The 26,448-nt window shown below is 71.5% G+C and carries 26 protein-coding genes; 12 read left to right on the forward strand and 14 right to left on the reverse strand.

Annotated features, from left to right (window positions below; all coding sequences use genetic code 11):
* Positions 1-137 precede the first annotated feature (137 nt).
* Together IPK81_18765 and IPK81_18770 are read left to right on the forward strand one after the other, a co-directional pair.
* Positions 138-920 (forward strand): fumarylacetoacetate hydrolase family protein, encoded by a 783-nt coding sequence (locus tag IPK81_18765; GenBank protein QQS11591.1) that lies wholly within the window; start codon positions 138-140, stop codon positions 918-920.
* A gap of 100 nt (positions 921-1,020) precedes the next feature.
* On the forward strand, positions 1,021-1,806 hold the full coding sequence (locus IPK81_18770; protein QQS11592.1) for a YkgJ family cysteine cluster protein: 786 nt from the start codon (positions 1,021-1,023) through the stop codon (positions 1,804-1,806).
* A gap of 37 nt (positions 1,807-1,843) precedes the next feature.
* Here the strand turns inward: IPK81_18770 and IPK81_18775 are convergent, their stop codons facing one another.
* The 6 genes from IPK81_18775 to IPK81_18800 form a co-directional block, all read right to left on the reverse strand.
* Positions 1,844-2,221: a hypothetical protein gene (locus IPK81_18775; protein ID QQS11593.1), complete on the reverse strand. Its 378-nt coding sequence runs from the start codon at positions 2,219-2,221 to the stop codon at positions 1,844-1,846.
* 589 nt (positions 2,222-2,810) lie between these two features.
* A complete protein-coding gene (locus tag IPK81_18780) occupies positions 2,811-3,653 on the reverse strand; it encodes a hypothetical protein (protein QQS11594.1) in 843 nt (280 codons plus the stop codon).
* A gap of 76 nt (positions 3,654-3,729) precedes the next feature.
* Positions 3,730-4,491: a tyrosine-protein phosphatase gene (locus tag IPK81_18785; GenBank protein ID QQS11595.1), complete on the reverse strand. Its 762-nt coding sequence runs from the start codon at positions 4,489-4,491 to the stop codon at positions 3,730-3,732.
* A gap of 50 nt (positions 4,492-4,541) precedes the next feature.
* A complete protein-coding gene (locus IPK81_18790) occupies positions 4,542-5,300 on the reverse strand; it encodes an SDR family oxidoreductase (protein ID QQS11596.1) in 759 nt (252 codons plus the stop codon).
* Positions 5,301-5,482: 182 nt separating this feature from the next.
* A complete protein-coding gene (locus IPK81_18795) occupies positions 5,483-6,340 on the reverse strand; it encodes a MaoC family dehydratase N-terminal domain-containing protein (protein QQS11597.1) in 858 nt (285 codons plus the stop codon).
* Positions 6,341-6,354: 14 nt separating this feature from the next.
* Positions 6,355-7,209, reverse strand: a complete 855-nt coding sequence (locus IPK81_18800; GenBank protein QQS11598.1) for a MaoC family dehydratase N-terminal domain-containing protein — start codon at positions 7,207-7,209, stop codon at positions 6,355-6,357.
* A 174-nt stretch (positions 7,210-7,383) separates the two neighbouring features.
* On the opposite strand from IPK81_18800, the gene IPK81_18805 reads away from it, so the two are divergent.
* The 5 genes from IPK81_18805 to IPK81_18825 all read left to right on the forward strand — a co-directional run bounded on the left by IPK81_18805 (position 7,384) and on the right by IPK81_18825 (position 13,044).
* A complete protein-coding gene (locus IPK81_18805; protein QQS11599.1) occupies positions 7,384-7,698 on the forward strand; it encodes a DUF1476 domain-containing protein in 315 nt (104 codons plus the stop codon).
* A 133-nt stretch (positions 7,699-7,831) separates the two neighbouring features.
* Positions 7,832-9,931 carry a hydantoinase/oxoprolinase family protein gene (locus IPK81_18810; protein ID QQS11600.1) on the forward strand — a complete coding sequence of 700 codons (2,100 nt, stop codon included), beginning with the start codon at positions 7,832-7,834 and terminating at the stop codon, positions 9,929-9,931.
* Positions 9,928-11,925 carry a hydantoinase B/oxoprolinase family protein gene (locus tag IPK81_18815; GenBank protein QQS11601.1) on the forward strand — a complete coding sequence of 666 codons (1,998 nt, stop codon included), beginning with the start codon at positions 9,928-9,930 and terminating at the stop codon, positions 11,923-11,925. Before IPK81_18810 ends, IPK81_18815 begins: the two co-directional genes overlap by 4 nt.
* Positions 11,926-12,492: 567 nt before the next feature.
* Positions 12,493-12,735, forward strand: a complete 243-nt coding sequence (locus tag IPK81_18820; GenBank protein ID QQS11602.1) for a carboxymuconolactone decarboxylase family protein — start codon at positions 12,493-12,495, stop codon at positions 12,733-12,735.
* Positions 12,736-12,756: 21 nt separating this feature from the next.
* On the forward strand, positions 12,757-13,044 hold the full coding sequence (locus IPK81_18825; GenBank protein QQS11603.1) for a carboxymuconolactone decarboxylase family protein: 288 nt from the start codon (positions 12,757-12,759) through the stop codon (positions 13,042-13,044).
* A gap of 148 nt (positions 13,045-13,192) precedes the next feature.
* Here the strand turns inward: IPK81_18825 and IPK81_18830 are convergent, their stop codons facing one another.
* A complete protein-coding gene (locus IPK81_18830; protein ID QQS11604.1) occupies positions 13,193-14,182 on the reverse strand; it encodes a hypothetical protein in 990 nt (329 codons plus the stop codon).
* A gap of 110 nt (positions 14,183-14,292) precedes the next feature.
* Between IPK81_18830 and IPK81_18835 the strand changes: the two genes are divergently transcribed.
* Positions 14,293-15,108 (forward strand): HAD-IIB family hydrolase, encoded by an 816-nt coding sequence (locus tag IPK81_18835; protein QQS11605.1) that lies wholly within the window; start codon positions 14,293-14,295, stop codon positions 15,106-15,108.
* Between the two features lie 112 nt (positions 15,109-15,220).
* Positions 15,221-15,715: a tetratricopeptide repeat protein gene (locus IPK81_18840; GenBank protein QQS11606.1), complete on the forward strand. Its 495-nt coding sequence runs from the start codon at positions 15,221-15,223 to the stop codon at positions 15,713-15,715.
* 32 nt (positions 15,716-15,747) lie between these two features.
* Here the strand turns inward: IPK81_18840 and IPK81_18845 are convergent, their stop codons facing one another.
* Together IPK81_18845 and IPK81_18850 are read right to left on the reverse strand one after the other, a co-directional pair.
* A complete protein-coding gene (locus IPK81_18845; protein QQS11607.1) occupies positions 15,748-16,206 on the reverse strand; it encodes a PaaI family thioesterase in 459 nt (152 codons plus the stop codon).
* Positions 16,203-17,153: a PaaI family thioesterase gene (locus IPK81_18850; GenBank protein ID QQS11608.1), complete on the reverse strand. Its 951-nt coding sequence runs from the start codon at positions 17,151-17,153 to the stop codon at positions 16,203-16,205. The genes IPK81_18845 and IPK81_18850 overlap by 4 nt, the downstream gene beginning before the upstream one ends.
* 103 nt (positions 17,154-17,256) lie before the next feature.
* On the opposite strand from IPK81_18850, the gene IPK81_18855 reads away from it, so the two are divergent.
* The 3 genes from IPK81_18855 to IPK81_18865 are packed head-to-tail and all read left to right on the forward strand — an operon-like array spanning position 17,257 to position 20,889.
* Positions 17,257-18,036 carry an enoyl-CoA hydratase/isomerase family protein gene (locus IPK81_18855; protein QQS11609.1) on the forward strand — a complete coding sequence of 260 codons (780 nt, stop codon included), beginning with the start codon at positions 17,257-17,259 and terminating at the stop codon, positions 18,034-18,036.
* A gap of 25 nt (positions 18,037-18,061) precedes the next feature.
* The gene (locus IPK81_18860; protein QQS11610.1) at positions 18,062-19,030 is read left to right on the forward strand and encodes a tripartite tricarboxylate transporter substrate binding protein; all 969 of its coding nucleotides are present in this window, start codon (positions 18,062-18,064) and stop codon (positions 19,028-19,030) included.
* A 29-nt stretch (positions 19,031-19,059) separates the two neighbouring features.
* Complete coding sequence (locus IPK81_18865) at positions 19,060-20,889, forward strand: DUF1446 domain-containing protein (GenBank protein ID QQS11611.1); 1,830 nt, start codon at positions 19,060-19,062, stop codon at positions 20,887-20,889.
* An 8-nt stretch (positions 20,890-20,897) separates the two neighbouring features.
* On the opposite strand, the gene IPK81_18870 is transcribed toward IPK81_18865, so the two are convergent.
* The 5 genes from IPK81_18870 to IPK81_18890 all read right to left on the reverse strand — a co-directional run bounded on the left by IPK81_18870 (position 20,898) and on the right by IPK81_18890 (position 26,442).
* Positions 20,898-21,743 carry a carbonic anhydrase gene (locus IPK81_18870; protein ID QQS11612.1) on the reverse strand — a complete coding sequence of 282 codons (846 nt, stop codon included), beginning with the start codon at positions 21,741-21,743 and terminating at the stop codon, positions 20,898-20,900.
* Between the two features lie 103 nt (positions 21,744-21,846).
* A complete protein-coding gene (locus IPK81_18875) occupies positions 21,847-23,463 on the reverse strand; it encodes a fumarate hydratase (protein ID QQS11613.1) in 1,617 nt (538 codons plus the stop codon).
* Positions 23,464-23,526: 63 nt separating this feature from the next.
* Positions 23,527-24,081, reverse strand: a complete 555-nt coding sequence (locus IPK81_18880; GenBank protein ID QQS11614.1) for a hypothetical protein — start codon at positions 24,079-24,081, stop codon at positions 23,527-23,529.
* An 82-nt stretch (positions 24,082-24,163) separates the two neighbouring features.
* Positions 24,164-25,045, reverse strand: a complete 882-nt coding sequence (locus tag IPK81_18885; GenBank protein ID QQS11615.1) for a hypothetical protein — start codon at positions 25,043-25,045, stop codon at positions 24,164-24,166.
* On the reverse strand, positions 25,015-26,442 hold the full coding sequence (locus IPK81_18890) for a serine/threonine protein kinase (protein ID QQS11616.1): 1,428 nt from the start codon (positions 26,440-26,442) through the stop codon (positions 25,015-25,017). Before IPK81_18890 ends, IPK81_18885 begins: the two co-directional genes overlap by 31 nt.
* Between the last annotated feature and the right edge of the window lie 6 nt (positions 26,443-26,448).

The raw sequence follows: 26,448 nt of genomic DNA on the forward strand, positions 1-26,448 counted from the left end.
GGTGCTTCCGCGGGGTGACCGCGCGGCGGCCGCGGTCGTCCGCAAAGCGGAAACGGCGGGCGCGGCGCGCGCGATCCGGGCATCGCGCCGGACCTCGGTGTGCTTCGGTCGCGACACGCATAGACAACGAGGAGCCCGTGGACATATCCGACGAACTCACGACCCTGCTGGCGGCGCTGCGCCGCGAGGGACGCGCCCGGAGCGGCCTCGATCCGCGCCTCGTTCCAGCCGATCCGGCCGCCGCCTACCTTGTCGCCGCGCGCGTCGCGGACGCGCTGGGCTGGAAAGTCGGCGGCTGGAAGATCGCCGCCTTCAAGGACGAGATGCAGCGGGCGCTGCGGACGACGGCGCCGATCTACGGCCGCGTGTTCGCGCAGTTCGTGCGCCCGTCGCCGGCGGCGTTCGAGACCGCCAAGCTGCTGCGGCCGCTGCCGGAGGTGGAGTACGCCGTGCGGCTGGGCGCCGATCTGCCGCCGCGGGCGCGGTCGTATTCGCAGGACGAGGTCGCCGAGGCGGTGGCCTCGATCCATCCCGGCCTCGAGGTGGCGGAGTGCCGCTTCACGCAGGATGCGGCGTTCCCGCCGCTCGAGGCGATCCTCGCCGACGGCAGCGGCTCGGGCACGATCGTGCACGGCCCGGCGATCGACGACTGGCGCCGTCGCGACATCGCCGGCCAGGTCGTGACGTTGACGGTGAACGGCGTCGAGCGCCGCCGCGGCAGCGCCGGCGCCGCCATCGACCATCCCCTCGTGCCGCTCACCTGGCTCGCCAACGAGCTGTCGCGCACCGGCATCGGCATGAAGGCGGGCGAGATCGTCAGCACCGGCACGCTCACCGGCATGATCGTGGCGCGCGCCGGCGAGACGCATGTCGCCGATTTCGGCGCGTTCGGCCGGATCCAGGCGACGTTCGCGCCCTGACGCGCCGCGGCCCGATATCGACGTTGCCAACGCGACGCGCATGGGGAACCGTGTCGGCCGGCGCCGCCTCGAGGCGGCGTCTCCGGCAGGGAGCGCCGCCGTGAAGCCGCCCGAACCGATCATCCGCCCGCCCGCCGCCGGCACCATCAGCGCGCGTCTGCGCCTGCATGTCATGGGCCGGCAGGTCGAGGCGACGCTGGAGGTGCCGACGCGGCCGGTCAAACCGCAGGCCGTGCTGCCGGCGCTGCAGGCGCTGGTCGACGCCGTCGTCGCCTCGTCGGAGCGAGCGTTGGAGGGAAAGGGCCGCGCCGTGAGCTGCAAGGCCGGCTGCGGCGCCTGCTGCCGCCAGTTCGTGCCGCTGACGGCGGTCGAGGCCCATCATCTCCAGCGTGTCGTCGAGCGCATGCCGGGGCCGCGCCGCGCCCGGATCGAGGCGCGGTTCGCCGACGCGATGCGGCGGCTGCGCGCGGCCGGGCTGGAGGCGCTGGCGCTCGATTCCGGCGGGTTGTCCGGCGCCGCGCGGCACGCCGCGTCGCTGGCCTATTTCAAGCTCGGCATCGCCTGTCCGTTCCTCGAGGACGAGAGCTGCTCGATCCATCCCGTCCGGCCGCTGGCGTGCCGCGAGTATCTCGTGACCTCGCCGGCGGAACGCTGCGCGTCGCCGACCGGCGACGCGATCGAGCCGGTCGAGGTGCCGAAGCTGTCGCCGTTGATGGCGGGGTTCGGCGGCGCCGACGGAGCGGTCGGTGCGGTGTTCGCGCTGACGGCGGCGCTGGAATGGGCGGCGGCGCATCCCGACACCGCGCCGGAGCGCGCCGGCCCGCAATGGGTCGAGCGTTTCCTCGCCGCCATCGGCGCCAGCGGACCGGCAGGCCCGCGCGGCTGAGCGCGCCGTGGCCGGCCGTCGCCGTGGCCGTCCGCGCTCAGACGTCGTAGGCGGCGATGATGTCGATGACGACGTCCTGCGTCGCCGCGATGGCGTCGACCATCAGGTAGGCCAGCGATCCGAACACGACGCCGATGGCCTCGCCGAACAGGATCACGGGGCCGGTGATCTTGAACGCCGCCGCCGCGGCGCCGGAGCCCTTCACGCTCACGCTGCCGTTCATGACGTTGCACCGCAAGGCGAAGGCGCGGACCTGCGCGAGGTCGCCGAGCTGCAGGTCGATCTGCGCCGTCGCGCCCATCGCGACCGTGAAATTCGCCACGCTCGTGACGGCCGAGGTCGCGAACGCCGCGCTGTCGGAGATGCTGCCGCCGGTGTCCAGACTCATCGACACCGAGCTCGTGACCGTCGCCATCCCGTCTCCTGTGTTTTGTCGCGCGTGCCACCCCGCACCCTTGGACCTTGCCGACGCCTACGGCCGGCCGCAAGCGGCGAAGGAAGAGTTCGGAGCTCGGCGCGTGGTCGAGAAGCGCTCCACACTACGCGGCGTTCACGCATGTAGGCAGAACGCTCCTACATCCGAATTCTATTCGTAGCGACGCGAAACTCTATAGTCTCATGATCTGCGTTGCCGCTCGATTCAGACACTTTACGGCGAAGGAGCCGACATTGCCTACATCTCATCCGAGCGGCCTCTGGGCATTTTCGGCACGAGGAGCCCACGTTGGCGAGCTCCTCGTGCCGCACCTTCACTCCCGCGGCGCGCATGCCCGCTGCTACATCGTAAGCCTCTCACGCTTTCAAAAAGATTATATTGCCGTTGGAGACGCGCGCGATCTTCGCGCATATGTCGCCAAGGGCTATGGCGTCAGAATGTCGCCTGTCGTCCGTCGATGTGGTGCGAGTCTCATGTCTCCGGCCTCAATCCACGGGTGGAATTAGCGGGACGCAGCCGCCTCCACGCCCCCGAGCTTCGTTGCTCCCACTTTAGACTTCGCGCGCCGTCACTTCATCTTGAAAGCCTGCAGCTGCCGGCCGGTGCGCTCGCCCAGCATGTAGGTCACGCCCGGCAGGTGGCGGGCGGTGTCGACGACGCTGTCGGCCCAGGTGATCGTCACGCCCTCGAGATCGTCGGCGTACTCCATGTCGCCCGTGACACCGCCGGCCGGTGGCGGCAGCTTCACGCTTTTCGGCGCCTCCTTGTAGCGCAGCGCCGTGCCGCGCTCCGGCAGGAAAACGAACTCCTTCTTGCCGTCGACCTCGAACTGCCACCAGCCGATCATCCACGCCGGCGACTTGCGCGCGATCCGCATCAGGATCTCGATGTCGACCCAGCCGAACAGCGTCGAGGGATCCCACAGCGTCTTCAAGCGTTTGGCGATGTCGAAGCCGGCGGTGGGTCCGCCCTGGCCCGATTCGGCCGTGTTCCACATGTCGCCCTCGAAATCGAGCGACACGCCCATGTGGAACTTCAACGGCCGGAACACGTCGCCGTAGCCCGGCCGCTTGCCGCTCTTGGCCGGTATCCAAGCCTCGGCGAAACCGGCGGCCTTGAGCTTCTTGTCGATGTCGAACTGCCCCAGCGCCAGCGGCGCCTTGATGTGCTGGCCGAGCTGGACGGCGAGCCCGTTGCAGGTCGTGGTGGTCGGCAGACCCTCGGTGCTTTTGCCCGCCGCGCGCCGCTCCGCCTTGGGCACCTCCTCCTTCGCCCACGTCTTCGTCAGCGAATCATGGGTCGAGCCCGTGAGCTTGGTGAACAGCGCCGCCGTCTGTCCGTTGGACGTGACGTTCACGTTCGGAGGAAGCTGGTCCAGGAACTCCTTGGCTTTCGCGCGCACGTCGACCATCGCGTGGTCCTCCCGAAGCGTGTTCCCCGACCGCCGCCATCATAGACCCGATCGTGGCGCCCGGAACACCGCGCGCTCACGCCCCGCGCGTCAGCGTCCGCGCCAGCTCCCGGCGCTCGGCCGGTCCGACGCCGAGCGCGTCCGACAGGAACGTATCGAGCGAGCCCCAGCGCGAATCGATCGCGTCGAACGCGGCGGCGAGGTACTCCGGCCGCACCTTGAGCACGGTCTGCCGCACCTCCGGCGGCCACTCCGTCGTGGTCGCGGGCTTGGGCCGCCAGTGGTCGTTGCTCAGCAGGTAGTCGGCGACGATGGTCTCGCGCGGCACGTCCAGCGCCGCCAGCACCAGCGCCGCCGCCGTGCCGGTGCGGTCCTTGCCGGCGGTGCAGTGGATCAGGGTGGCGTGGTCCGGCGCCGCTAGGAGGCTGTGGAACACGGCCGCGAAGGCGTCCGGCCGCTGCGTCACGTACTCGCGGTAGGTCTCACGCATCACCTCGGCGGCGATCGCGGCGTCGATCCCGCCGGCCTCGCGGCGGCGGCGCAGATGGGTGCCGATGGTCGGCTCGATCGCCACGTGCAGGCGGCGCGCGGGCGTGAAATCGGGCGCGCCGGCGCCTTCCTCGCGGCCGCGGAAATCGACCACCGTCGCCACCGGCAGGGCGGCGAAGCGGGCGCGTCCGGCGCCGGTGAGCGCGTCGAGATGCGCCGACCGCAGCAGGCGCCCATGGCGCACGATCCGCCCGTCGCGCGTGGCGTAGCCGCCGACGTCGCGGGTGTTGGTCGTGCCGTCGAGCTCGATCAGGCGGCCGTCATCGGTGTGGTCGTCGGGCGGGGGCATGGATGCTCTTTCGGTTTCCGGTGTCGCCGGCGGTCTAGCGCGGTGTCGTTTCAGAATTGATACCGCCGCAACCCGCCGTCGACGGGAATCACCGTGCCGGTGATGTACGAGGCCAGCGGCGAGGCGAGGAAGCAGACCAGGGCCGCGATATCCTCGGGTTCGCCGTAGCGGCCGGCCGGAATCTCGTGCTCGGCCTGCCAGGCGCGGTACTCCGGCGTGTAGTTGCGCAGGATCTGTTCGCTGTGGATGCGGCCCGGCGGGATGCAGTTCACCGTCACGCCGCGCTTGCCGACCTCGCGCGACAGGCCCTTCGACCACGAATGCATCGCCGCCTTGGCGCAGAACGCGCCGTTGATGCCGTCGGGTTCCGACTTGCCGGTGATGTTGACGATCCGGCCGTAGCCGCGCGCCATCATGCCGTCGATCAGCCGGTCGGCGATCTGCCGCTGGCGCGTGAAGTTCAAGGTCAATGCCTCGGCCCACTGCGCCTCGGCGGTGTGCAGCTTGAAGGCGCGGCTGCCGCCGGCGTTGTTCACCAGGATGTCGACCTGGCCGAGGCCGGACGTGGCGGCGTCGGCCAGCCGGTCGGCGGCGTCCTCGGCCATCAGGTCCTGTTCGATCACGACCGGCGCGGCGTTGCCGGCGCCGGCCGCGACGATCTCGGCCGCGAGCGTGTCGAGCAGATCGCGCCGCCGCGCGGTGATCGCCAGCCGAACGCCCTCTGCCGCCAGCGCCCTGGCGATGCCGCGCCCGATCCCCGTGCTCGCGCCGGTGACCAGCGCCGTGCGGCCCTTGAGGTTCAGATCCATGTCGCGTGTCTCCGTGGGCACCGTCTCGTCATTGCGCAGATTTCATCGTCCGATGCGTCCCTGTCATCCCGAGCGCAGCGAGGGATCCAGACACCGACCCTGGATCCCTCGCTGCGTTCGGGATGACAGAGGAGCGCGGGCCGGCGGCACGGGAGGAGGCGACGGGACCGTCGCATCGCGCCTCACGCCGCGAACGCCACTTTGCCCTGCTGCGCCAGCCCGCCCGCGCCGTTCGCGATCCACGTCGTCACCGTGCCGTCGGCCTCGGCGCGCGCGGCGACGGAGAACGGGGCGGTGTGGAACACCGGGCTCAGAGCGCGGAAATCGTAACGCGCCACGCGCTTCGACGGATTCGACCGCCGCGCCAGCTCGAGCTGCAGCAGCCCCATCAGGGGGCCGTGCACCAGCAATCCGGGATAGCCCTCGACGCCGGTGACGTAGGGCAGGTCGTAGTGGATCCGGTGGCCGACGAACAGCAGCGCCGAGAGCCGGAACAGCATCACCGGATCGGGAGTCACCACGCGCCGCCACGTCGCGTCCACCGGCGCCGGCTTCGGCGCCGCCGGCTTGGCGCCGGCCGCCGGCGCCTCGCGATAGACCACGTCCTGCTCCTCGATCAGCGCCGGGCCGTCCTCGCCTGACACGACGTGACGGATGGTGACGAACACCATGTCGCCACTGGCGCCGGTCTTGCCTTCGACCGACTTGATCGTCGACTCGCGCCGGATGCGTTCGCCGATCCGAAGCGGCCGGCCGAACTCCAGACGCGTGCCGGCGTACATCCGCCGCGGTAGCGCCACAGGCGGCAGGAAACCGCCGCGCTGGGGATGGCCGTCGGCGCCGATCCTCGACGCCGGCGCGGCCTCGAGGAAGTACAGCATGTGCCAGTACGGCGGCACCTCGTCGCCGGCGGCCGGCGGCGACTCGTCGAGATCGAGCGTCGCCGCCAACGCGCGGGCGGGATAGGCCGTGGCGAGATCGTCCTGGCTCTGCGTCCGCCCGATCCAGGTCCGGTAGTGGGCCAGCGCGTCGTCGGTCATGCGGGTCACCGCGCTCAGAAATAGGTCGCGACGCCGGTCTGCGCCTGCCCGCCATCGGGATCGCGGATCCACGTGCTGAGGCTGCCGTCGGCCTCGTGGCGGCCCTGCACGTCGAACGGCCGGCCGGCGAAGACGGGGCTGCGGGCGCGCAGCGCGAAGCTCCTCATCCGCCGGTCCGGCCGCGCGCGGCGCGCCAGTTCGACCTGCAGCAGCCCCATCAGCGGGCCGTGCACGACCAGCGCGGGATAGCCCTCGGCGGTCGTCGCGTAGGGCTGGTCGTAGTGGATGCGGTGCGGATTGAACGTCAGCGCCGAGAAGCGGAACAACAGCACGGGATCGGGATCGACCGTGCGCGAGATGTCTGCCTTGGCCGGCGCCCGGTCCGGCACGCGCTGCGTCTCGTCGGGCCGCGCCGCCTCGCGCAGCACCATGTCGTACTCCTCCTCGATCGCCAGACCGGCCGGACCGTGGATGCGCGCGCGGGTGGTGATGAACACCATCGTGCCGCTCGATCCGCTCTTGGGCTCGACGGCGGCGATCTCGGTCTCGCGCCGCATGGGATCGCCGATGCGCAGCGGCGCCTCGTGGAAGGTCAGCCGGTTGCCGGCCCACATGCGCCGCGGCAGCGGCACCGGCGGCAGGAAGTCGCCGCGTCCCGGCAGCCCGTCGGTCGACAGCTTCGAGGCCCGCGTGGTGTCGAGGAAGAACAGCCAGTGCCATGCCGGCGGCAGCGGATCGCCCGCGCCCGGCGCGTCGTCCGGCGTGTCGAACGTGGCGGCCAGCGCCCGCGGCGGAAACGGCGTGACGACGTCCTCGTCGACGCGCTTGCGTCCGATCCACTCGCGGTAGCGCGCGAGATCCTCCGTCATCGCTTCCTCCGGTGCGCGGCGCCGCCGCGGCGCTCGTCGCCCGCACCATGCCACCCGCCGCGGTGGTGGCGCAATCGCGGGCCGGCAGGGGTGGCGAAGCGCCGGACCCGTCGCTATATAAGGCGCGCGCGGCCGCCCCCGGCCGCATCGGAACCATCGAGGAGACGGGTCGATATGAGCGGGTTCGACGAACGGGAGAAGGCCTTCGAGAACAAGTTCAAGAGGGACCAGGACCTGCAGTTCAAGGTCACCAACCGCCGCAACAAGCTGCTCGGCCAGTGGGCCGCGGGGCTGCTCGGCAAGACCGGCGCCGACGCCGACGCCTACGCCAAGGAGGTCGTGATGAGCGACTTCGAGAAGGCCGGCGACGACGACGTCGCCGCCAAGGTCGCGGGCGACCTCGCCGGCAAGGCCGACGCCGAGGCCGTGCGCAAGCAGATGAACCGCCTGCTCGACGAGGCCAAGAAGCAGATCATGAGCGACGGCTGACCGCCGGACGCCTTCGCGGACACATGACGGCCGCCCCTCGGGGCGGCCGTTTTCGTTGGGGCGGACGTTTGACCACGATGGCCACCGCTCCCTAGTCTGCCCCCAGGACACACCGGGGACCAAGGAGAGCGCGATGGCGGCGGAGCCGCGGGCGGAGGAGGCGGCGCCGTTGACGGCGCCGTGGCGGATCGGCGTCGATGTCGGGGGCACGTTCACCGACCTGGTGCTGCAGGATTCCGGCGGCGCGCTGGTGATCGCCAAGGTGCCGTCGGTGCCGGCCGATCCCAGCCGCGGCGTGATGGACGCGGTCGAGGCGGTGGCCGCCAGGGTCGGCCTGCCGTTGCGCGACACGCTGGCGGGCTGCGCGTTGTTCGTGCACGGCTCGACCATCGCCACCAACACCATCCTCGAGGGCAAGGGCGCGCGCGTCGGGCTTCTGACGACGGCGGGGTTCCGCGACAGCCTCGAGATCCGCCGCGGCCTGCGCGAGAACATGTGGGACCACCGCACGCCGTTCCCGCCGGTGCTGGTGCCGCGCTACCTGCGCCTGCCGGTGCGCGGCCGCACGCTGGCCGACGGCGCCGAGGAGGCGCCGCTAGTGGCCGACGACGTGCGCGCGGCCGTCAAGACGTTCCGCGAGGAGGGCGTCGACTCGGTGGCGATCTGCTTTTTGAACGCCTACGCCAGCGGCGCCCACGAGACCGAGGCCGCCCGCATCGTCGGCGAGGCCAACGAGAACTGGCCGGTGTCGGTGTCGAGCGACGTCATGCCGGTGGTCGGCGAGTACGAGCGCGGCTCGACCACGGTGGTCAACGCCTACGTGGCGCCGCGCGTCGCGCCCTATCTCCGGGCGCTCGACGCCGCGCTACGGGAGAACGGCCTGCGCAACCACGTGCTGCTGGTGCAGAGCAACGGCGGCGTCGCCTCGGTCGAGCAGGTGGTGTCGCGGCCGGTCAACCTCGCGCTGTCCGGACCGGCCGCCGGCGTCGGCGCGCTGCGCCTGATCGGCCGCGCGGCGGGCACGCGCGACCTGCTGTCGATGGAGATCGGCGGCACGTCCTGCGACGTCATGCTGATGGCCGAGGGCGAGGTCGCGGCCACCGACCAGCTCATGGTCGGCGGCTACCATCTCTCCACGCCGGCGGTCGAGATCCACACCATCGGCGCTGGCGGCGGCACTATCGCCGGCGTCGATTCCGCCGGCCTGCTGTTCGTCGGCCCCAAGGGCGCCGGCGCGCGGCCGGGTCCCGCGTGCTATGGCCTCGGCGGCACCGACCCGACCGTCACCGACGCGCTGCTGGCGCTGGGCCGGCTGCGGCCGGGCCCCTACGCCGGTGGCGCCGTGTCGCTCGACGCGGCCCTCGCCACCGCCGCGCTGAAACGCGCGGTCGGCGATCCGCTGGGCCTCTCGGTCGAGGCGGCGGCGTCGGGCATCATCCGCCTGATCGAGCAGAACCTGCTTCACGCCGTCGAGCGGTTGTCGATCGAGCGCGGAGTCGATCCGCGGCGCTTCACCCTGGTCGCGGCCGGCGGGGCGGGGCCGATGCACGGCGCCTCGGTCGGCCGCGGCATCGGCGCGCGCCGGGTGTACGTGCCGCGCGTCGCCGGCGCCTTCTGCGCGCTGGGCATGCTGCATTCCGACATCCGCCAGGACTGGGTGCGGGTGTTCGCCGGCGAGGTCGACACCGTCTCGGCCGGCGCGCTCGACGCCGCCTTCGCGCCGATGGAGGCGCAGGCGCGCGCGACGCTGGTGCGCGAGAACGTGGCGCCGTCCGACCAGCGCGTCACCCGCACGCTCGACCTGCGCTATCCCGGCCAGCAATCCTCGCTGCGCGTCGATCTCGGCGACGGCCGCTTCGACGCGGCAGCGGTTCGCGCGGCGTTCGAGGCGCAGCACACCACGTTGTTCGGCCACATCCAGCCCGGTGGCCGAATCGCCATCGTGGCGCTGCGCGTCGCCGGCATCGGCCATGTCGAGTCGCTCGATCCGCGTGGACCGGCGGCCGCGACGGGCGAGGCGCGGCCGATCGGATCGCGCTCCGTCTGGGTCGACGATGTCCACGGCTGGAAGGAGGCCCGCATCTACGCCGGCGCCGACCTGCGGCCGGGCCACGTCGTCGCCGGACCGTTGGTGGTCGAGGAGGCGACGACCACGGTGTTCGCCGGACCGGGCGACACGCTGCGCGTCGACGCCGCCGGCAATTTCGACATCACGCTCGGGAGCCCGACATGACCCTCGATCCGATCGCGCTGGCGCTGGTGCAGAACCGGCTCGACCACATCTCGCGGCAGATGGGCTGGGTGATGACGCGCACCGCGCGTAGCCCGATCTTCAATCAGAGTCACGACTTCTCGTGCTTCCTCGCCGATGCGCACGGCACCCTGATCAGCCAGGCCGACGGCATCCCGATCCACACCGGCGGCGGCGGCTTCGCGGTGCGCGGCGTGCTGAAAGCGTGGCGCGGCCGCATCGACGAGGGCGACGTGTTCCTGTCGAGCGATCCCTACGAGGCCGGCGGCAACCACCTGCCGGACTGGGTGATCGCGCGGCCGGTGTTCGTCGAGGGCAGGCTCGCGGCGTTCGCCTGCAACCGCGCGCACCAGTCCGACATCGGCGGCGGCGCGGCCGGCACCTATAATTCCGACGCCACCGAGATCTACCACGAGGGCATCCGCCTGCCGGCGATGAAGCTGGTCGAGAAGGGCGTGATGCGCGACGACCTCTGGGCGCTGCTCAAGCTCAACAGCCGCACGCCGGAGCTGCTCGACGGCGACGTGCGCGCGATGATGGGCTCGACCCAGATCGGCGCCGAGCGGCTGCGCGCGCTGCTGGAGGAGCACGGGCTCGACCGCGGCCTGGCGCTGATCGAGGGCATCCTCGACCACGCCGACCGCCGCTTCCGCGAGGCGCTGGCGACGCTGCCCAGCGGCGTATGGCGCGGGGCGGACCGCACCGACAACGACTGCTTCGAGACCCGCGACGTGTGGATCCGCGTCGCGCTGGACCTGCGCGACGACGGCCTGACGGTCGATTTCACCGGCACCGATCCGCAGATCAAGGGCTTCAAGAACAGCTCGGTCGCCAACACGTATTCGGCGGTCTACATGGCGCTGGCGTCGTTCTTCGATCCGGCGCTGCCGCGCAACGAGGGCACGTTCCGCTGCGTGCGGATCGTCGCGCCGGAGGGCACGATCGTGAACGCTCTGCCGCCGGCGCCGATGACGATGAACACCGTGTTCGTCGCGCACGAGATCGTGCACGCGGTGTGGAACGCGCTGGGCGCGGCGGCGCCGGAGCGGGCCTGCGCCGGTTGGGGCAAGTCGCAGCACAACGGCTCGGCCGGCCGCATCGGCACCCCCAACCCCTACGTCGCCTACCACTGGCACGCCATGGCGGCGTCGGGCGCTGTCGACGGCCGCGACGGCTTCAACCAGATCGGCCTTCTGATCGCGCTGGGCGGGCTGACCATCCCCAACGTCGAGGGCTACGAGCGCATCTATCCGCTGCGCATCCGCCGGCACGAGTTCCGCGTCGATGGCGGCGGACCGGGCAAGTACCGCGGCGGCACCGGCGTCGACTACGAGGTCGACGTGCTGGAGGAGGCGGAATACTCGTTCCGCAGCGAGGGCGTCGGCTACCGCACCGGCTTCGGCGTCGCCGGCGGCGGCGAGGGTGTCTCCGGCGCGCTGGCGCTGGTGGCGCGCGACGGCGCCGCGATCTCCCCGCCGCGCTACGGCGTGCGCCGCTATCCCGCGCTGAACGAGCGCGCCTCGTCGTCGGGCGGCGGCGGTTGGGGTCCGCCGATGGAGCGCGACCCGGATCGGGTGCTGCGCGACGTTCGCGACGGCGTGGTGAGCGCCGGCGCGGCGCGCGCCGTCTACGGCGTCGCCCTGACCGCCGACGGCCGCGCCATCGACGCCGCGGCGACCGCCGCGCTCCGCGCCGCCCCGCCGCGCGCGCGGCGGAGTAGCGGTGGAGCGGCCGGCCTTGTCGGTCGAACGCATCAGCGCGCTGATCGTCGTGGTGGTCCTCGCGGGCGTTCTCGGCGCGGGCTACTACGCCATCCACGGCGCCGATCCGGGCGACGTGCGGAAGGTGTTCGGCAGCGCCGTTGGATCGTTCCTCGGCGCGGCGGCGGCGCTGGTACTATTCTGGCTGAACCGCGCGGCCGAGCGGCAGCGGAAGCGCGACGAGACGGCGCGCCTGAAGCAGGCGCTGTGGCATGACGTGGCGTTGACTCTGCCGGCGCTGATGAATGAATTCGACTACTGGGTCGGGTTGCGGGGGCAGGAGGCGCCGAGGGTCGCGAAGATCCGCCCGGTCGAGCATCTGCGCCCCACGATCTTCGACGCCAATCTCTCCAAGATCGGCGATCTCGACGCGGCCGAACGGCACGATCTGCACCTCTTCCACGACAATCTCCGGCCCCTGCGCGAGTACATCTCGGCCTTCGACAAGGACGAGGCCGCCGCCACCGAGACGGTCGAGGCCATCGTCGATCTGCTGGCCGATTGCTGTCACCGGGGCGAGCGCGCGATGGTGGCGCTGGATCGCGACGGCGGTCTGCGCCGCGCGCTCGAAGCGTCGATGGGACGCGCGACCTACATCCTCACCGACGAGGCCCGGGATCGCCTGGCGCGCATCCAGTCGGCGGCGCGGGAATCTCCACCGGGCACGGCCCGGGAACCCCCTCCCGCTGCGACACGCTGAGCGGACAAGGATGACATGAGGGTGGTTGTCGCGTCGGCGCGCGTCGCGCAGCATCGCCGCCCGAATCAAAGGAGGCCCACCCCATGCCCCGCGTATCCGAGATCACCGAGGACGGTGGCGATCCGATCCTCGCCAAGGCGTTCGCGCGCGACCGCGAGTTCTTCGGCGACCTGTTGAATCCGACGAAGGTGATGGCGCACTGCCCGCCGATCCTCGAGGCGGCGCGCGCGATGACGGCGGCGCTGGAGCGCTCCAACCGCCTGCCGGCGGCGTTGCGGCCGCTGGTCTACCTGCGCGTCGCCACGATCAACGGCTGTCCATTCTGAGTGGACATCAACGCGTCACGTGTGGCGCACACCGAGCTGGGCGACGAGAAGATGGCGAACGTGGCGCGCTGGCGCGAGGCCGGCGCGCTGTTCAGCGACGCCGAGCGCGCCGCGCTGGAGTTCGCCGAGAAGGCGACGATCACCGGCGAACGGGTCGATGACGCGCTGATGGCCCGGTTGCGGACGCATTTCGACGACGCGCAGATCGTCGAGCTGTCGGCCGCCGTGGCGCTGGAGAATTTCCGCAGCAAGTTCAACGTGCCGCTGGGCGTCGAGGCCCAGGGGTTCTGCGTCGTGCCGGCGCGATAGACGAACTCCCCCTCGCCCGCTTGCGGGAGCTGGAGGGGCCGAGGGCGAGGCCCCGATTGGCGCGCGTGCGCGGTGTGCTTGGCCCCTCACCCCAGCCCTCTCCCGCGAGCGGGAGAGGGAGCTAGAAACGCTGCCGACGTCGGCATCCCTACGTCCCGAACACGCGGGCGAAGATCATGTCGACGTGCCTGGTGTGGTAGCCCATGTCGAACATCGCCACGATCTCGTCATCGGCGAGCAGCTTGCGGATCTCGGGGTCGGCGCGGCACAACGCCATGAAGGCGGCGTTCCCCTTCCACCCCTCCATCGCGTTGCGCTGGACGGCGGCGTAGGCCTCCTCGCGGCTCATGCCCTTCTGGGTCAGCGCCAGCATGACGCGCTGCGAGAACACCAGCCCGCCCAGCGAGTCGAGGTTCGCCTTCATGCGGTCGGCGTAGACCACCAGGTTCTCGACCACGCCGGCCAGCCGGTTGAGCGCGAAATCCAGCGTGATGGTGGCGTCCGGGCCGATCATGCGCTCGACCGAGGAGTGCGAGATGTCGCGCTCGTGCCATAGCGCCACGTTCTCCAGCGCCGGCGTCACGTAGCCGCGCACCAGGCGCGCGAGGCCGGTGAGGTTCTCCGTCAGCACGGGATTGCCGGCCAGCTTGACGCCGAAGGTCGTCGGCTCGGCGTGGATGGCGTGGCTGCGGCCGATGGTCGGCGTGTTGCGGTGCTCCATGGCGCGCTTGCGCAGGGCCGCCAGCACCTTGTCGAGATCCTCCAGCAGCAGATCGGCGGCCTGCGTCATCTGGACGGCCAGCGTGGTGTCGAGCACGTCCGACGACGTCAGGCCCTGGTGCACGAATCGCGAGTCCGGTCCGACGAACTCCGCCAGCCAGGTCGTGAACGCGATGACGTCGTGCTTGGTGACGCGTTCGATCTCGTCGATCCGCCCGACATGCGCCGCCGGATCGGCGGCCATCGCCGCCATCGCCTCGCGTCCTCCCTTCCAGATCGCCGCCGCCGCCGATTTCGGCATCACGCCCAGCTCGGCCATCGCGTCGCAGGCGTGCGCCTCGACCTCGAACCAGATGCGGAAGCGGTTCGGCGGCTCCCAGATCGCGACCATCGGGGGGCGGGAGTAGCGGGGGATCATCGGGGCCTCACGACCGGGCTTCGGGGGCATTTTTCGGGCGCCTTGTAGCGCCGATCCGCCGGCGCCGCCATGATGATAAGAATCGCGGCGCCCGCGCCCGGAGAACCCGCTTGGACCGACGCCTTCGCCCGCTCGACCAGTTCCCCGCCGCCGAGCGGCGCGCCGTCGTCGGTGTGTTCACGGATATCGACGAGACCGTATCCAGCGACGGCCGCCTCACGGCGGAGGCCTACGCCGCCCTGGAGGCGCTGAAGGCCGCCGGCCTTCTGGTCGTGCCGGTCACCGGCCGTCCGGCGGGGTGGTGCGACCACATCGCGCGCTTCTGGCCGGTCGACGCGGTGGTGGGCGAGAACGGCGCGTTCTGGATGTGGCCGGACAAGTCCGCCGGCCGCCTGCGGACGCGCTTCGTCCAGGACGAGGCGACCCGCGCCGAGGGGCGCCGCCGGCTGGAGGCGGTGCGCGCCGACGTGGCGCGCGAGGTGCCCGGCGCCGGTGTCGCGTCCGACCAGCCCTACCGGCTGGCCGATCTCGCCATCGACTTCCGCGAGGACGTGCCGCCGCTTTCGCGCGCCGACATCGATCGGATCGTCGCTATCTTCGAGCGGCACGGCGCCATCGCCAAGGTCAGCTCGATCCACGTCAACGGCTGGTTCGGGGACTACGACAAGCTGACGACGACTCGGTTGATGATGCGCGAGACCTTCGGCGTCGATCTCGACGCGGAGCGTGCCCGCTACGTCTTCGCCGGCGACTCGCCCAACGACGCCCCGATGTTCGGCTATTTCCCGAACGCCGTCGGCGTCGCCAATCTGCGCGATCTCGCCGACCGCACGCCGGCGCTGCCGCGCTGGATCACCGCCGCCCGGTCCGGTGCCGGCTTCGCCGAGCTGGTCGGCGCCCTGCTGGCGGCGCGCGGGACGGGCTGACGGCCGCCACGGAATCCGTGTACGCTACGCGCGAGCCACGACGGAGTCAGGGATGCCGCGCCGATACGCAGCGGCGATCGCGGTGGCCCTCGCGTTGGGAGCCGCGCCCGCCATGTCGACCCAGACCGATCCGGCCCTCGATGGGCTGTTCGCGCGCCTGCGCACCGCGACCGATCCGTCGCAGGTGGCCGCGCTCACGACCACGATCTGGGAGACTTGGACGCTGGCCGGCGACAAGGGGCTGGACGCCCTGATGGCCAGGGGGATGCGCGAGATGTCGGTGCGCGATCTCGACGCCGCGGTCGCGACCTTCGGCGAGTTGATCGAGCGGGCGCCGGAATTCGCCGAGGCGTGGAACAAGCGCGCCACCGTGCACTGGATGCGCGGCGACCATGACGCCTCGGTGGCCGACATCCGGCGCACCGTGGCGCTCGAGCCCCGGCATTTCGGCGCGTGGTCGGGGCTGGGCATGATCTTCGAGGAGCGCGACCAGTTCGACCAGGCGATCCGCGCCTACGAGGAGGCGCTGCGCCACAACCCCCACAGCGCCGGCCTGAAAGCCCATATCGAGGAGCTCAAGCTCGAGCTCGCCAAGCGCAAGACATAGTGCGGATGGGGTGACTCGGTGCGCCGGCCGCGCTACGCCGTCCGCTCCGGCCCCAGCCATCTGTCGAGGATCTTCCACACGCCCTTGAGGTCGACCAACGTACGGTCGCCGACGTGGACGCGGCCGGTGAGGAACACCAGATCGCGCGTCGCGCGGCTGACGGCGCCGGTGCACTCGATCCAGTCGCCCGGCCGCCCCGGCGAGACGAAGCTGGCCGCCAGGTCGATGGTCGCGCTCGGCCTCTTGCCGGCGGCGAAATAGGCGAGCCCGCCGAGGCACTGGTCGGCGAAGGTCACGAGCATGCCGCCATGCACGACGCCGCCGACGTTCACGTGGCGCGAATCGGCGCGGAAGCCCCAGGCGAAGGCGCGGCCGTCGCCCGGCTTGCGGACGTGGAACGGCCCGACCAGCGCGCCGAGCCCGACATCGCCGCGCAACGGCTCGAAATGCTCGGGGACGGCCTGCGCCGCCGTCGTCGCGGCGTCGCTCACGCTGGCGCTCCGTCGGCTCCGGTCGGCCGCTTCCAGTCGCGAAGCGCCACCACCGCGCTATAGCTCAGCAGCGCCTTGCCGTTCTGCGTCACCACGCCGGTCGGGAACGTCATGCGCTCGGTCGCGCGCGCGAGATCGACCGTCGTCTCCAGCGGACCGTCGATGGCGCTGCCGGCGAGGAACTCGGCGGTGAAGCCCACGGTCGACGGCGCCTTGCCCAGCCGCGAGGCGACGGCGGTGCAGAACGCGTTGTCGGCGAAGGTCATCAGCATGCCGCCGTGGATCGAGGCGCCGGAGTTGAGCATGTGCGGATAGGTCGGCTGCACGACGTGCGTGCCCGCGTCGGCTTCGCGGAAGAAGGTCGGCCCGATGGCGTTGAGGAATGCGCTGGGCCGCAGCACGGAGCGGAAGCCGTCCGGTGGCGCCACGCCATCCGGCGGACCGGGCGGCCGCGTGCCGCCGGGCGCGCGCGTCAGCCCCTCGTCGTCGCGCCGGCCCATCGCCTTGTCGCGCGAGATATGGCGCGTGACGCCGCTGTAGGTCGCCAGCCGGACGCCCTCCTGCCACACCGAGCCGCGCGCGAACGCCATGCGGCCGGTGACCTGCGTTGCGGTGCCGGTCGATTCGATCGCCGGACCGAGCCTGCCGGGCGCTAGGAACTGCACGTTGAGCGACACCGTCATCGCGAAGCTGCCCGGCACCTGGCCGCCCGAGGCGGCGTGGCCGCAGGTCACGCACAGAGCGTAGTCGGCGAAGGTGAGGATCGCGCCGCCATGCAGGATTCCCCCCGCGTTGGCGTGGCGGGCGTCGGTCGGCATGACGGAATGCACCGCCGGCCCGTCGTTGCGGTAGTGGATCGGCCCGACATAGTCCTCGAACGGATCGCTGGGATCGAAGATGCGGTAGGTCGACAGATCGATGGCGCTGGCGGCGTGCGAATCGGGCACGGCGGAATCCCCTTGTGAACGCGCGTTCAGGCGGCTGTATTACGGGAAACGGCGGCGGCGTGGAAGCGGCGCCGCGATTTCGCGGCGCGGATCGGAGGGCGGGGTGGCGGAGCACAGGGTCGACGTGGTGCGCGAGACGCGTGAGGGCGGCGTGGTGGCGCATGTAGTCTACGACAACTCCCGGCGCCTGAACGTCGTCAATCCGCCGGCGCTCGACGATCTGATCGCGGCGTTCAAGTCGATCTCGGCCGACGATTCGGCGCGCGTCGTCGTGTTCCGCGGCGTCGGCGGCAAGGCCTTCATCGGCGGCGCCGACATCCGGCACATGGCCGCGATGCGCACGGCCGAGGACGGCCGCAAATTCATCACCCATCTCCACCTGCTGTGCGAGGCGATCCGCGACTGCCCCGTGCCGGTGATCGCCAAGCTGGAGGGCTACACTCTGGGCGGCGGCCTCGAGGTGGCGGCGGCGTGCGATTTCCGCATCTCCTCGGAGAGCGCGACGTTCGGCATGCCGGAGGTCCGGGTCGGCATCCCCTCCGTGATCGAGGCGGCGCTGCTGCCGCGTCTGATCGGCTGGGGCCGCACGTCGTGGCTGCTGATGACCGCCGAGAACATCGGCGCGCGCAAGGCCTACGAGTGGGGCTTCCTCGAAGAGGTGGTGAAGACGTCGGAGCTCGACGCCGCCATCGACCGTTGCGCGGCGTCCGTGCTGGCCGGCGCGCCCGCGGCGGTGCGGGCGCAGAAGGCGCTGATGCGGCGTTGGGAGACGCTGCCGCTGGCCGGCGCGATCGAGGCCGGCATCGACTCCTTCGCCGCGTCCGTCGCCGCCGGCGACCATATCGAGGCGATGGCGCAATTCGTCAACCGCAAGCGCGGCTGAGAATCCGGAGAGAGGCGTGGAGAGAATGCTCACCCGTAGACGCGCGATCGCCGGCGTCGGCGCCGCTACCATGGCATCGGCCGGCGCCGCCTCCGCCCAGACCTGGCCGTCGCGCCAGATCTCGCTGGTCCTGCCGTTCGTCGCCGGCAGCGGCACCGACACGATGGCGCGGCTGATCGGCGAGCGTCTGTCGGCCAAGTTCGGCCAGCCCGTTCTGGTCGACAACAAGGCCGGCGCCAACGGCTCGATCGCGGCCACGACGGTGGCGCGGGCGGCGCCCGACGGCCACACGCTGATGGTCACGACCAACACCACGCACGCCGCCAACCCCAGCCTGCTGAAGAACCTGCCTTACGACCCCGTCAAGGATTTCGAGCCGGTGGCGCTGGTCGGGCTGGCGCCGTTCGTGCTGGTGACGCATCCCTCCGTGCCGGTCGCGACCTTCGCCGAGCTGGTGGCGCGCGCCAAGGCCAACCCCGGCAAGATGAGCTTCGCCGCCGGCACCAGCACCGCCCATATCTGCGGCGAGTCGATGAAGCGCCTGGCGGGGATCGACATCCTGCGCGTGCCCTACAAAAGCGCGCCGCCGGCGCTGAACGATGTGATCTCCGGGCAGGTCGAGATGACGTTCATCGACATCGGCACCGGCCTGCCGCACATCCGCGCCGGCAAGGTCAAGACCCTTGTCGCCACCGACGCCGCGCGCTCGCCGCACCTGCCGGACGTGCCGACGTTGCGCGCGCTGGGCATGGAGTTCGACATCGTCGCCTGGTACGCCGTCTACGCGCCGCTCAAGACGCCCGCCGAGATCGTCGGCCGGCTCAACGCCGCGATCAACGAGATGATGGCGTCGGCCGACATGAAGGAGCGCATGGACAGGTTCAGCGTCGTCATCAAGACCGGCACGCCGGACGATCTGGGCAAGTGGACGCGCTCGGAGATCGAGAAATGGGGCCGCCTCGCCAGGGCCGCCGGCATCGAGCCCGAGGGCTGAGCGGGCGGGCGCGGGACGCGACGGGAGGGATGGACATGGCGGCGAAGACGGTACGGATCGGCGGCAGCTCCGGCTTCTGGGGCGACACGGAGACGGCGCCGGCGCAGCTCGTGCGGCACGGCCGCATCGACTACCTCGTGAACGACTATCTCGCCGAGGTGACGATGTCGATCATGGCGGCGCAGAAGATGAAGGATCCCGCCGCCGGCTACGCGCGCGACTTCGTCACCGCCGTGATGGCGCCGCTGGCGCGGGAGATCGCCGACCGCAGGATCAAGGTCGTGACCAACGCCGGCGGCGTCAATCCGCAGGCCTGCGCCGCGGCCGTGCGCAAGGCGTGCGAGGCGGCCGGCGTGACGCTCAAGGTCGCCGTCGTGCTGGGCGACGACCTGATGCCGAAGCTCGACGCGTTGCGCGCGGCGGGCGTCAAGGAGATGGACGGCGGCGCCCCGCTGCCGGCGAAGGTCGTCAGCATGAACGCCTATCTTGGAGGCTTCCCGATCGCCCGCGCTTTGGCCGAGGGCGCCGATGTCGTCATCACGGGACGCTGCGTCGATTCCGCCGTCACGCTCGGGCCGTTGATCCACGAGTTCGGTTGGACGATGGAGGATTACGACCGGCTCTCCGCCGGCACGCTCTGCGGCCACATCCTCGAGTGCGGCGCGCAGTGCAACGGCGGCAATTTCACCGACTGGCGCCTCGTGCCGGACTACGACGACATGGGTTTCCCCGTGGCCGAGGTCTCGGCCGACGGCAGCTTCGTCCTCACGAAGCCCGAGGGCACCGGCGGGCTGATCACGACCGCGACGGTGGCCGAGCAGATGCTCTACGAGATCGGCGATCCGCGCGCCTATCTCGTGCCGGATGTCGCCTGCGATTTTACCACGGCGACGTTCGAGCAGCTCGGCAAGGACAAGGTGCGCGTGTCGGGCGCGACCGGCCGGCCGCCGACTGACCACTACAAGGTGTCCACCACCTGGCCCGACGGGTTCAAGTTCTCGTCGATCTTCATGCTCGGCGGCCGCGAGGCCGTGGCCAAGGGCCGCCACAGCGCCGAGATGATCCTCAAGCGCACGCGGCGCATGTTCCGCGAGAAGAACCTCGGCGACTACCGCGACGTCAGCGTCGAGATCATCGGCGGCGAGGAGACGTACGGCCCGCACGGCCGCGCCGCCGACGCGCGCGAGGTCGTCGTCAAGATCGCCGCGCGTCACGATCAGCGCGAGGCGCTGTCGCTGCTGGGCCGCGAGATCGCGCCGATGTCGACGGGCGGCGTGGTCGGCATGTCGGGCTCGTTCGGCGCCGGCCGCGTCGCGCCGCAGCCGGTGATCCGCATGTTCTCGTGTCTGGTGCCGAAGGAGATGGTGCCCGTTTCGGTCGAGATCGACGGCCGCGCGGTGGCGATGGAGCGCGGCGCAAAGAGCGGCGGTTTCACGCCGGCGATGCTGCCGGTCGAGGCGCCGCCCGCGCCGGCGCTGCCGTCGACGGGACCGGACGCCGCGGTGCGGACGGTGCCGCTGATCGCGCTGGCCTACGGTCGCTCCGGCGACAAGGGCGACACCGCCAACATCGGCATCTTCCCGCGGCGGCCGGAGTGGCAGCCGATCCTCGACGCCGAGGTGACCGAGGAGGCGGTGGCGAAGTGGTTCGCGCACCGGATCAAAGGCGGGGTGACGCGTTGGCGTCTGCCCGGCATCCACGGTTTCAACTTCCTGCTGCGCGAGGCGCTGGGCGGCGGCGGCATGGCGTCGATCAAGGCCGATCCGCTGGCCAAGGCCTTCGCCCAGATGCTGCTCGACATGCCGGTGCGCGTGCCGGAGTCCGTGGCGAAGGAGGTCGGCGCCGCGAAAGCCGCGTAGCGCCGCCTTCAGAACGGCAGGGCGCCGGCCGGCGTGACGCGTTCGAGGTCGGCCTCGGCGTCGCATCGGCAGGCGTAGGGGCCGCCGGTCTTGCGGCAGCGGTAGGCGCCGGCGCGTCGCGCGAAATCGTCGATGTCGACGGGCGGGCACGGGCCGTCGATCCCCGACGGACGGCCGTCGGCCATGCGGAACGCGCGTTCCCTCGGGTCGTAGGCCCAGAGGTTGCCGTCGATCAGGTCGAAGTACCAGGCGTGCAGAGCGAGCGCGCCGGCGGCCACGCGCTCGGCGATCCACGGGAATCCCAGCAGGTTGCGCAGCGAGGCCAGCGTCGTGGCCTGCTCCAGCGCGCGCAGGCGCTCCGGCTCGGGCTTGTCCGCGAGCGCGGCCGCGACCGCGCGCCGCGCGTCGCCGGCGATCTCCATCCAGTCGGCGATGAACTCGAAGCGGCCGTCGGTCTCCTCGCGCCCGGCCGCCAGCGCGCGCACGCCGCCGCACAGCGCGTGCCCGAGCACGACGACGTGGCGCACCTCCAGCGCGCGCACAGCGAACTCGACCGCCGAGCTGGTGCCCTTCAGCCTCGCCTCGTTGCCGTAGGGCGGCACGAGGGCCGCGATGTTCCGGACCACGAACAGGTCGCCGGCGCCGCTGCCGGTGAGAACCGCCGGATCGACCCGCGAATCGGAGCAGCCGATCAGCAGGATCTCCGGCCGCTGGCCCTCGACCGCGAGCAGACGGTATCCCAGCGCGCCGCTGTCGAACTGGGACTCGCGGAACGCGCTGAAGCCGCTCCGGAGACGCTGGAGCGGATCAGGCACGGCGGACGGCGGGCGTACGGCGCGCCGGCGGGCGGGCATTGGGCACGGTCATGGAGTCCCGTCCGTGATGGTGGCGCCCTGATGCTGCCGCCGTCGCGTCGCGCGGTCGTTGATCGTCGTCAATCCCGCGCCGTGCCGCGCCTCAGATCCTCAGCTCGCTGAAGAAGTCGTTGCCCTTGTCGTCGGTGACGATGAATGCGGGGAAGTCCTCGACCTGGATGCGCCAGATCGCCTCCATGCCGAGCTCGGGGTACTCCAGCACCTCGACCTTGCGGATGTTGTTCTTGGCCAGGATCGCGGCCGGTCCGCCGATCGAGCCGAGGTAGAAGCCGCGGTGCTTCCTGCAGGCGTCGACGACCTGCTTCGAGCGGTTGCCCTTGGCCAGCATCACCATCGACCCGCCGGCGGCCTGGAACAGGTCGACGTAGGAATCCATGCGGCCGGCCGTGGTCGGGCCGAACGAGCCGGACGGCATGCCGGCCGGTGTCTTGGCGGGGCCGGCGTAGTAGACGGGGAAGTCCTTGAAGTACTGCGGCAGGCCCTCGCCGCGGTCCAGCCGCTCCTTGAGCTTGGCGTGCGCCGAGTCGCGGGCCACGATCAACGTGCCGGTCAGGCTGACGCGCGTCTTGACGGGATGCCTGGTCAGCGTCGCCAGCGTGTGCGCCATGCCCTTGTCGAGATCGACCGGCACGACCTCGCCCGAGAGCTGCGCCGGCTCGGTGTCGGGCAGGTACTGCGCCGGGTTGGTCTCGAGCTGCTCGAGATACACGCCGTCCTTCGTGATCTTGCCCAGCGCCTGGCGGTCGGCCGAGCAGGACACCCCGATGCCGATCGGCACCGAGGCGCCGTGGCGCGCCAGCCGGATCACGCGCACGTCGTGACAGAAGTACTTGCCGCCGAACTGCGCGCCGATGCCCATCTTCCTGGTCAGCTCGAGGACTTTCGCCTCCATGCCACGGTCGCGGATGGCGACGCCGCCCTTGCCGCCGGTCTCCGGCAACCCGTCGAGGTAGCGCGTCGAGGCCAGCTTCACCGTCTTGAGATTCAGCTCGGCCGAGGTGCCGCCGACGACGATCGCGAGGTGGTAGGGCGGACACGCCGCCGTGCCCAGCGTGCGGATTTGCGCGTCGAGGAATTTCAGCAGGGCGGCCTCGTTGAGGACCGCCGGGGTCTGCTGGTGCAGGTAGGTCTTGTTGGCCGAGCCGCCGCCCTTGGCGATGAACAGGAATTTGTAGGCGTCGCCCTCGGTGGCGTAGATCTCGATCTGCGCCGGCAGATTGGTGCCGGTCTGCGCCTCCTGGAACATCGACAGCGGCGCGACCTGCGAATAGCGCAGGTTCGTCTCGGTGTAGGTCTTGAACACGCCCTTGGCGATCGCCTCCTCGTCGCCGCCGCCGGTCCACACGCGCTGGCCCTTCTTGCCCATCACGATGGCGGTGCCGGTGTCCTGGCACATCGGCAGCACGCCGCCGGCGCTGATGTTGGCGTTCTTCAGCAGTTCCAGCGCGACGTATTTGTCGTTGGTCGTGGCCTCGGGATCGTCGAGGATCGCCGCGAGCTGCTTGAGGTGCCCCGGGCGCAGCAGGTGGGAGATGTCGTGGAACGCCCGCGCCGTCAGCGTCGTCAGGGCCTCCGGATCGACCGTCAGCACGTTTTGGCCGTTGAAGCTGGCGGTGCCGACGAAATCTGACGTCAGCTTGCGGTAGGGCGTCGTGTCCTCGCCCGGCGGGAACATCTCCTGGAAAACGAATTCGGCCATGGCGGACATCTCCCGGCGCGGCGCGCGCCGGAAGCGGCGGCCCCGTCACCCGATCTGGAAACCCTATTTCTTGCGGAAGGCGTCGAGGGTGACGACCTTGGCGCCGCCGCCGTCCTTCGGAGCCTCGGCGGGCGCCGCCTCGGCCGGCGTCGCGGAGTCGTCCGCCACCGGGCCCGTGTCGGCGGCGGGCGCCGCGCCGGTCGATCCGGGTCCGGCCAGCGCCGGGCGGCGCTCCGGCGCCGGCAGCGCGGCCGACGCGGCGGCGCCCTTCTTCTCGAACTGCAGCCCGAAGCGCACCGACGGATCGACGAACGCCGACAGCGCCGCGAACGGCACGCGCAGCCGCTCGTTGCGCTTGTTGAAGCTGACCGTGACCACGAAGGCGTCGTCGAACACCTCCAGCCCCCAGTACTGGTGCTGGAGCACGATCGTCATGTCGTCGGGGTACTTCTCGCGCAGGTAGGCGGGCGCCTCGACGCCGGGCTCGTCGGTGCGGAAGCTGATGTAGAAATGGTGGGCGCCGGGCAGGCCTTTCTCGGCGGCATGCGCGAGCACGCGCCGCACCACGCCGCGCAGCGCGTCGTCGACCAGCGATTCGTAGTGGAAACGGTCCGTCATCTTTCCGGCGATCCGAGGGAGGCGCCAGATTTGGCGGCCCGGTGCCAACCTGTCAACGGCCGCGTCCGCCGGCCGTTCCCGGCTACTGGCGGAACATCCGCACGCCGTAGACGCAGCCCTCCGTCGTCTCCATCGAGAAACTGTCGAACTTGCCGCGGGCGGTGCGCACCTGCAGGGGGGCGCCGAACGACACGTCGTGGACGTTGTTGTTCGGCTTGCCGACACGCATCTGCGCCGGCGCCCCGACGCTGGTCGATCCGCGGAAGATCCACTGCGTGACGGTGCCGTTGAGCGTGAACTGCTTCGGGCAGGAACCGGCGCGGCCGTCGCGCGTCAGCGTCGCCGATCCGAACCAGCGTCCGTCGAACACCGCCAGCGGGTCGGTCGATGGCGGCGGCGGCGGTGGCGGCTTCGGCTGGACCACGGGTGGCGGTTTCGGCTGCGCGATCGGCGGCGGCGGCACGACCGGCGGCGGTGGCGTCACCGGCGGTGGTGGCGCCGGGATCGACGGCTGCGCCTCGGCCTGCGGCGTGACCGGCGACGGGTCGATAGCTGGCGTAACGGGCGCGGGGTCGGTCGTCGTGCGGCCCTCGCCACCGGGCTTGGCCGCCTCCGCGCGCCGGCGTTCGGCCTCGCGCTCGCGCTCCTCGGCCTCCAGCCGCTCTTTCTCCTTCGCCTCGGCCTCCTGCCGCTCCTTTGCCTTGGCTTCGGCCTCGAGCCGAGCCTTCTCCTTGGCCTCGGCGTCGAGTCGGGCGCGCTCCTTGTCCTTGGCCTCGGCCTCCGCCTTGGCCTTCTCCTTGGCTTCCGCCTCCTGCTTCGCCAGTTCGGCGGCGCGCCGACGCGCCTCCTCCTCGGCGGGGTCGACGGCGATCTCGATCTCGACCTTGCGCGGTTCGCGCGGCCAGAACCACCACGCGGCCGCGCCACCGGCCGTCAGCAGCACCACGCCGAGCGCCACCAGCAACCAGCCGGCGCCGCCCTTCTTCTTCGCCGCCGGGGCTCGACCGACGCCTGGCCGGGATAACCGGGAGCGCCCTTCGACGACGGCCCGGGATAGCCTGGCGCGGCGCCGTAGCCGGGCGGGGCGCCGGGGCCGCTGGCGCCGAACAGCGCGCCGGGATCGGCGCCGCCGGGACCGCCGCGCGTGGCGTCGCCCCAACCGGGACCGGCGCCCGGCGGAAACGCGCCGCCGGGCGGGGGCGCGCCGAAGGTCTGGCCGGGGCCGCTGAAACTCTGGCCTGGCGCGGCGTAGCCCTGCCCCGGCCCGCTGAATGTCTGGCCCGGCGCGGCGTAACTCTGGCCCGGTGCGCCGAAACTCTGGCCGGGGCCTCCGAACGTCTGGCCCGGCCCGCCGCGCGATCCGCCGGGCGCCGCCGCCGCCGCGCCGGCGGCGCCGAGCGCGCCCGCGCCCGCCGCCACGGCGAAGGCCGGCGCGCCGGTGGTGTTGGGGCCGTCGCCGAACAGCATCTGGCTCCACGCCGCGATCGATTGCGGCCGCCGTTCGATCGACAACGACAATCCCGCATCGACCGCCGCCAGGAAGCCGGGCGGATAGCGGCCGGCCGCCGCCTGCGTCGCCGGCGTCAGCGTGTCCGACAGCAGACGGCTCGCGGCCTCGACCGGCGCGGTGCCGGTGATCGCCTGGTACAGCGTCGCGGCCAGCCCGTAGATGTCGCTCCACGGGCCCTGCTTGCCCTCGAAGCCACCGCCGTACTGCTCCGGCGGCGCGTAGCCGGGCGAGTAGATGCTGGTCATCACCTGCGTGCGCTTGCCGACGTCGGTGCGCGCGGCGCCGAAATCGAGCAGCACGGGTTCGCCGTTGGTGCGGATGACGATGTTGGCGGGCTTGATGTCGCGGTGCAGGTAGCCGGCGCGGTGGACCGCCTCCATCCCGCGCAGCAGCAACGGCAGCACCGGCGACAGCCGGTCCCACGGAATCGGCCCGACGCGCTTGATGAGCGACGACAGCGGCTCGCCCTCGACCAGCTCCATCACCATGTAGCCGGTGCCGTTGGCCTCGAGGAAATCGTGCACGTGCACGATGTTGGGCGCGTCGGCCAGCACGGCGAGCGTGCGCGCCTCGTCGAGGAAGCGGCGCAGACCCCAGTCGAAGGTCTCCTGGTCGGCCGGCGAGCGCGGCCGCACCTCGACGCCGCCCGTGCGCACGGCCACGTCGTTGGGCAGGAACTCCTTGATCGCCACCGGCCGTCGCAGCCGGTCGTCGACGGCGCGGTATGTGGTCCCGAACCCGCCCGAGCCGATCACGCTCTGGATGATGTAGGGGCCGAGGCGATAGCCGGTCGGCAGGGCGCCGAAATGGAGCCCCCGACTGCCGCTGCCGCCACTAGGTCGATCGTTCATGACACC

Source organism: Rhodospirillales bacterium (assembly GCA_016699855.1).
GTDB lineage: Bacteria > Pseudomonadota > Alphaproteobacteria > Reyranellales > Reyranellaceae.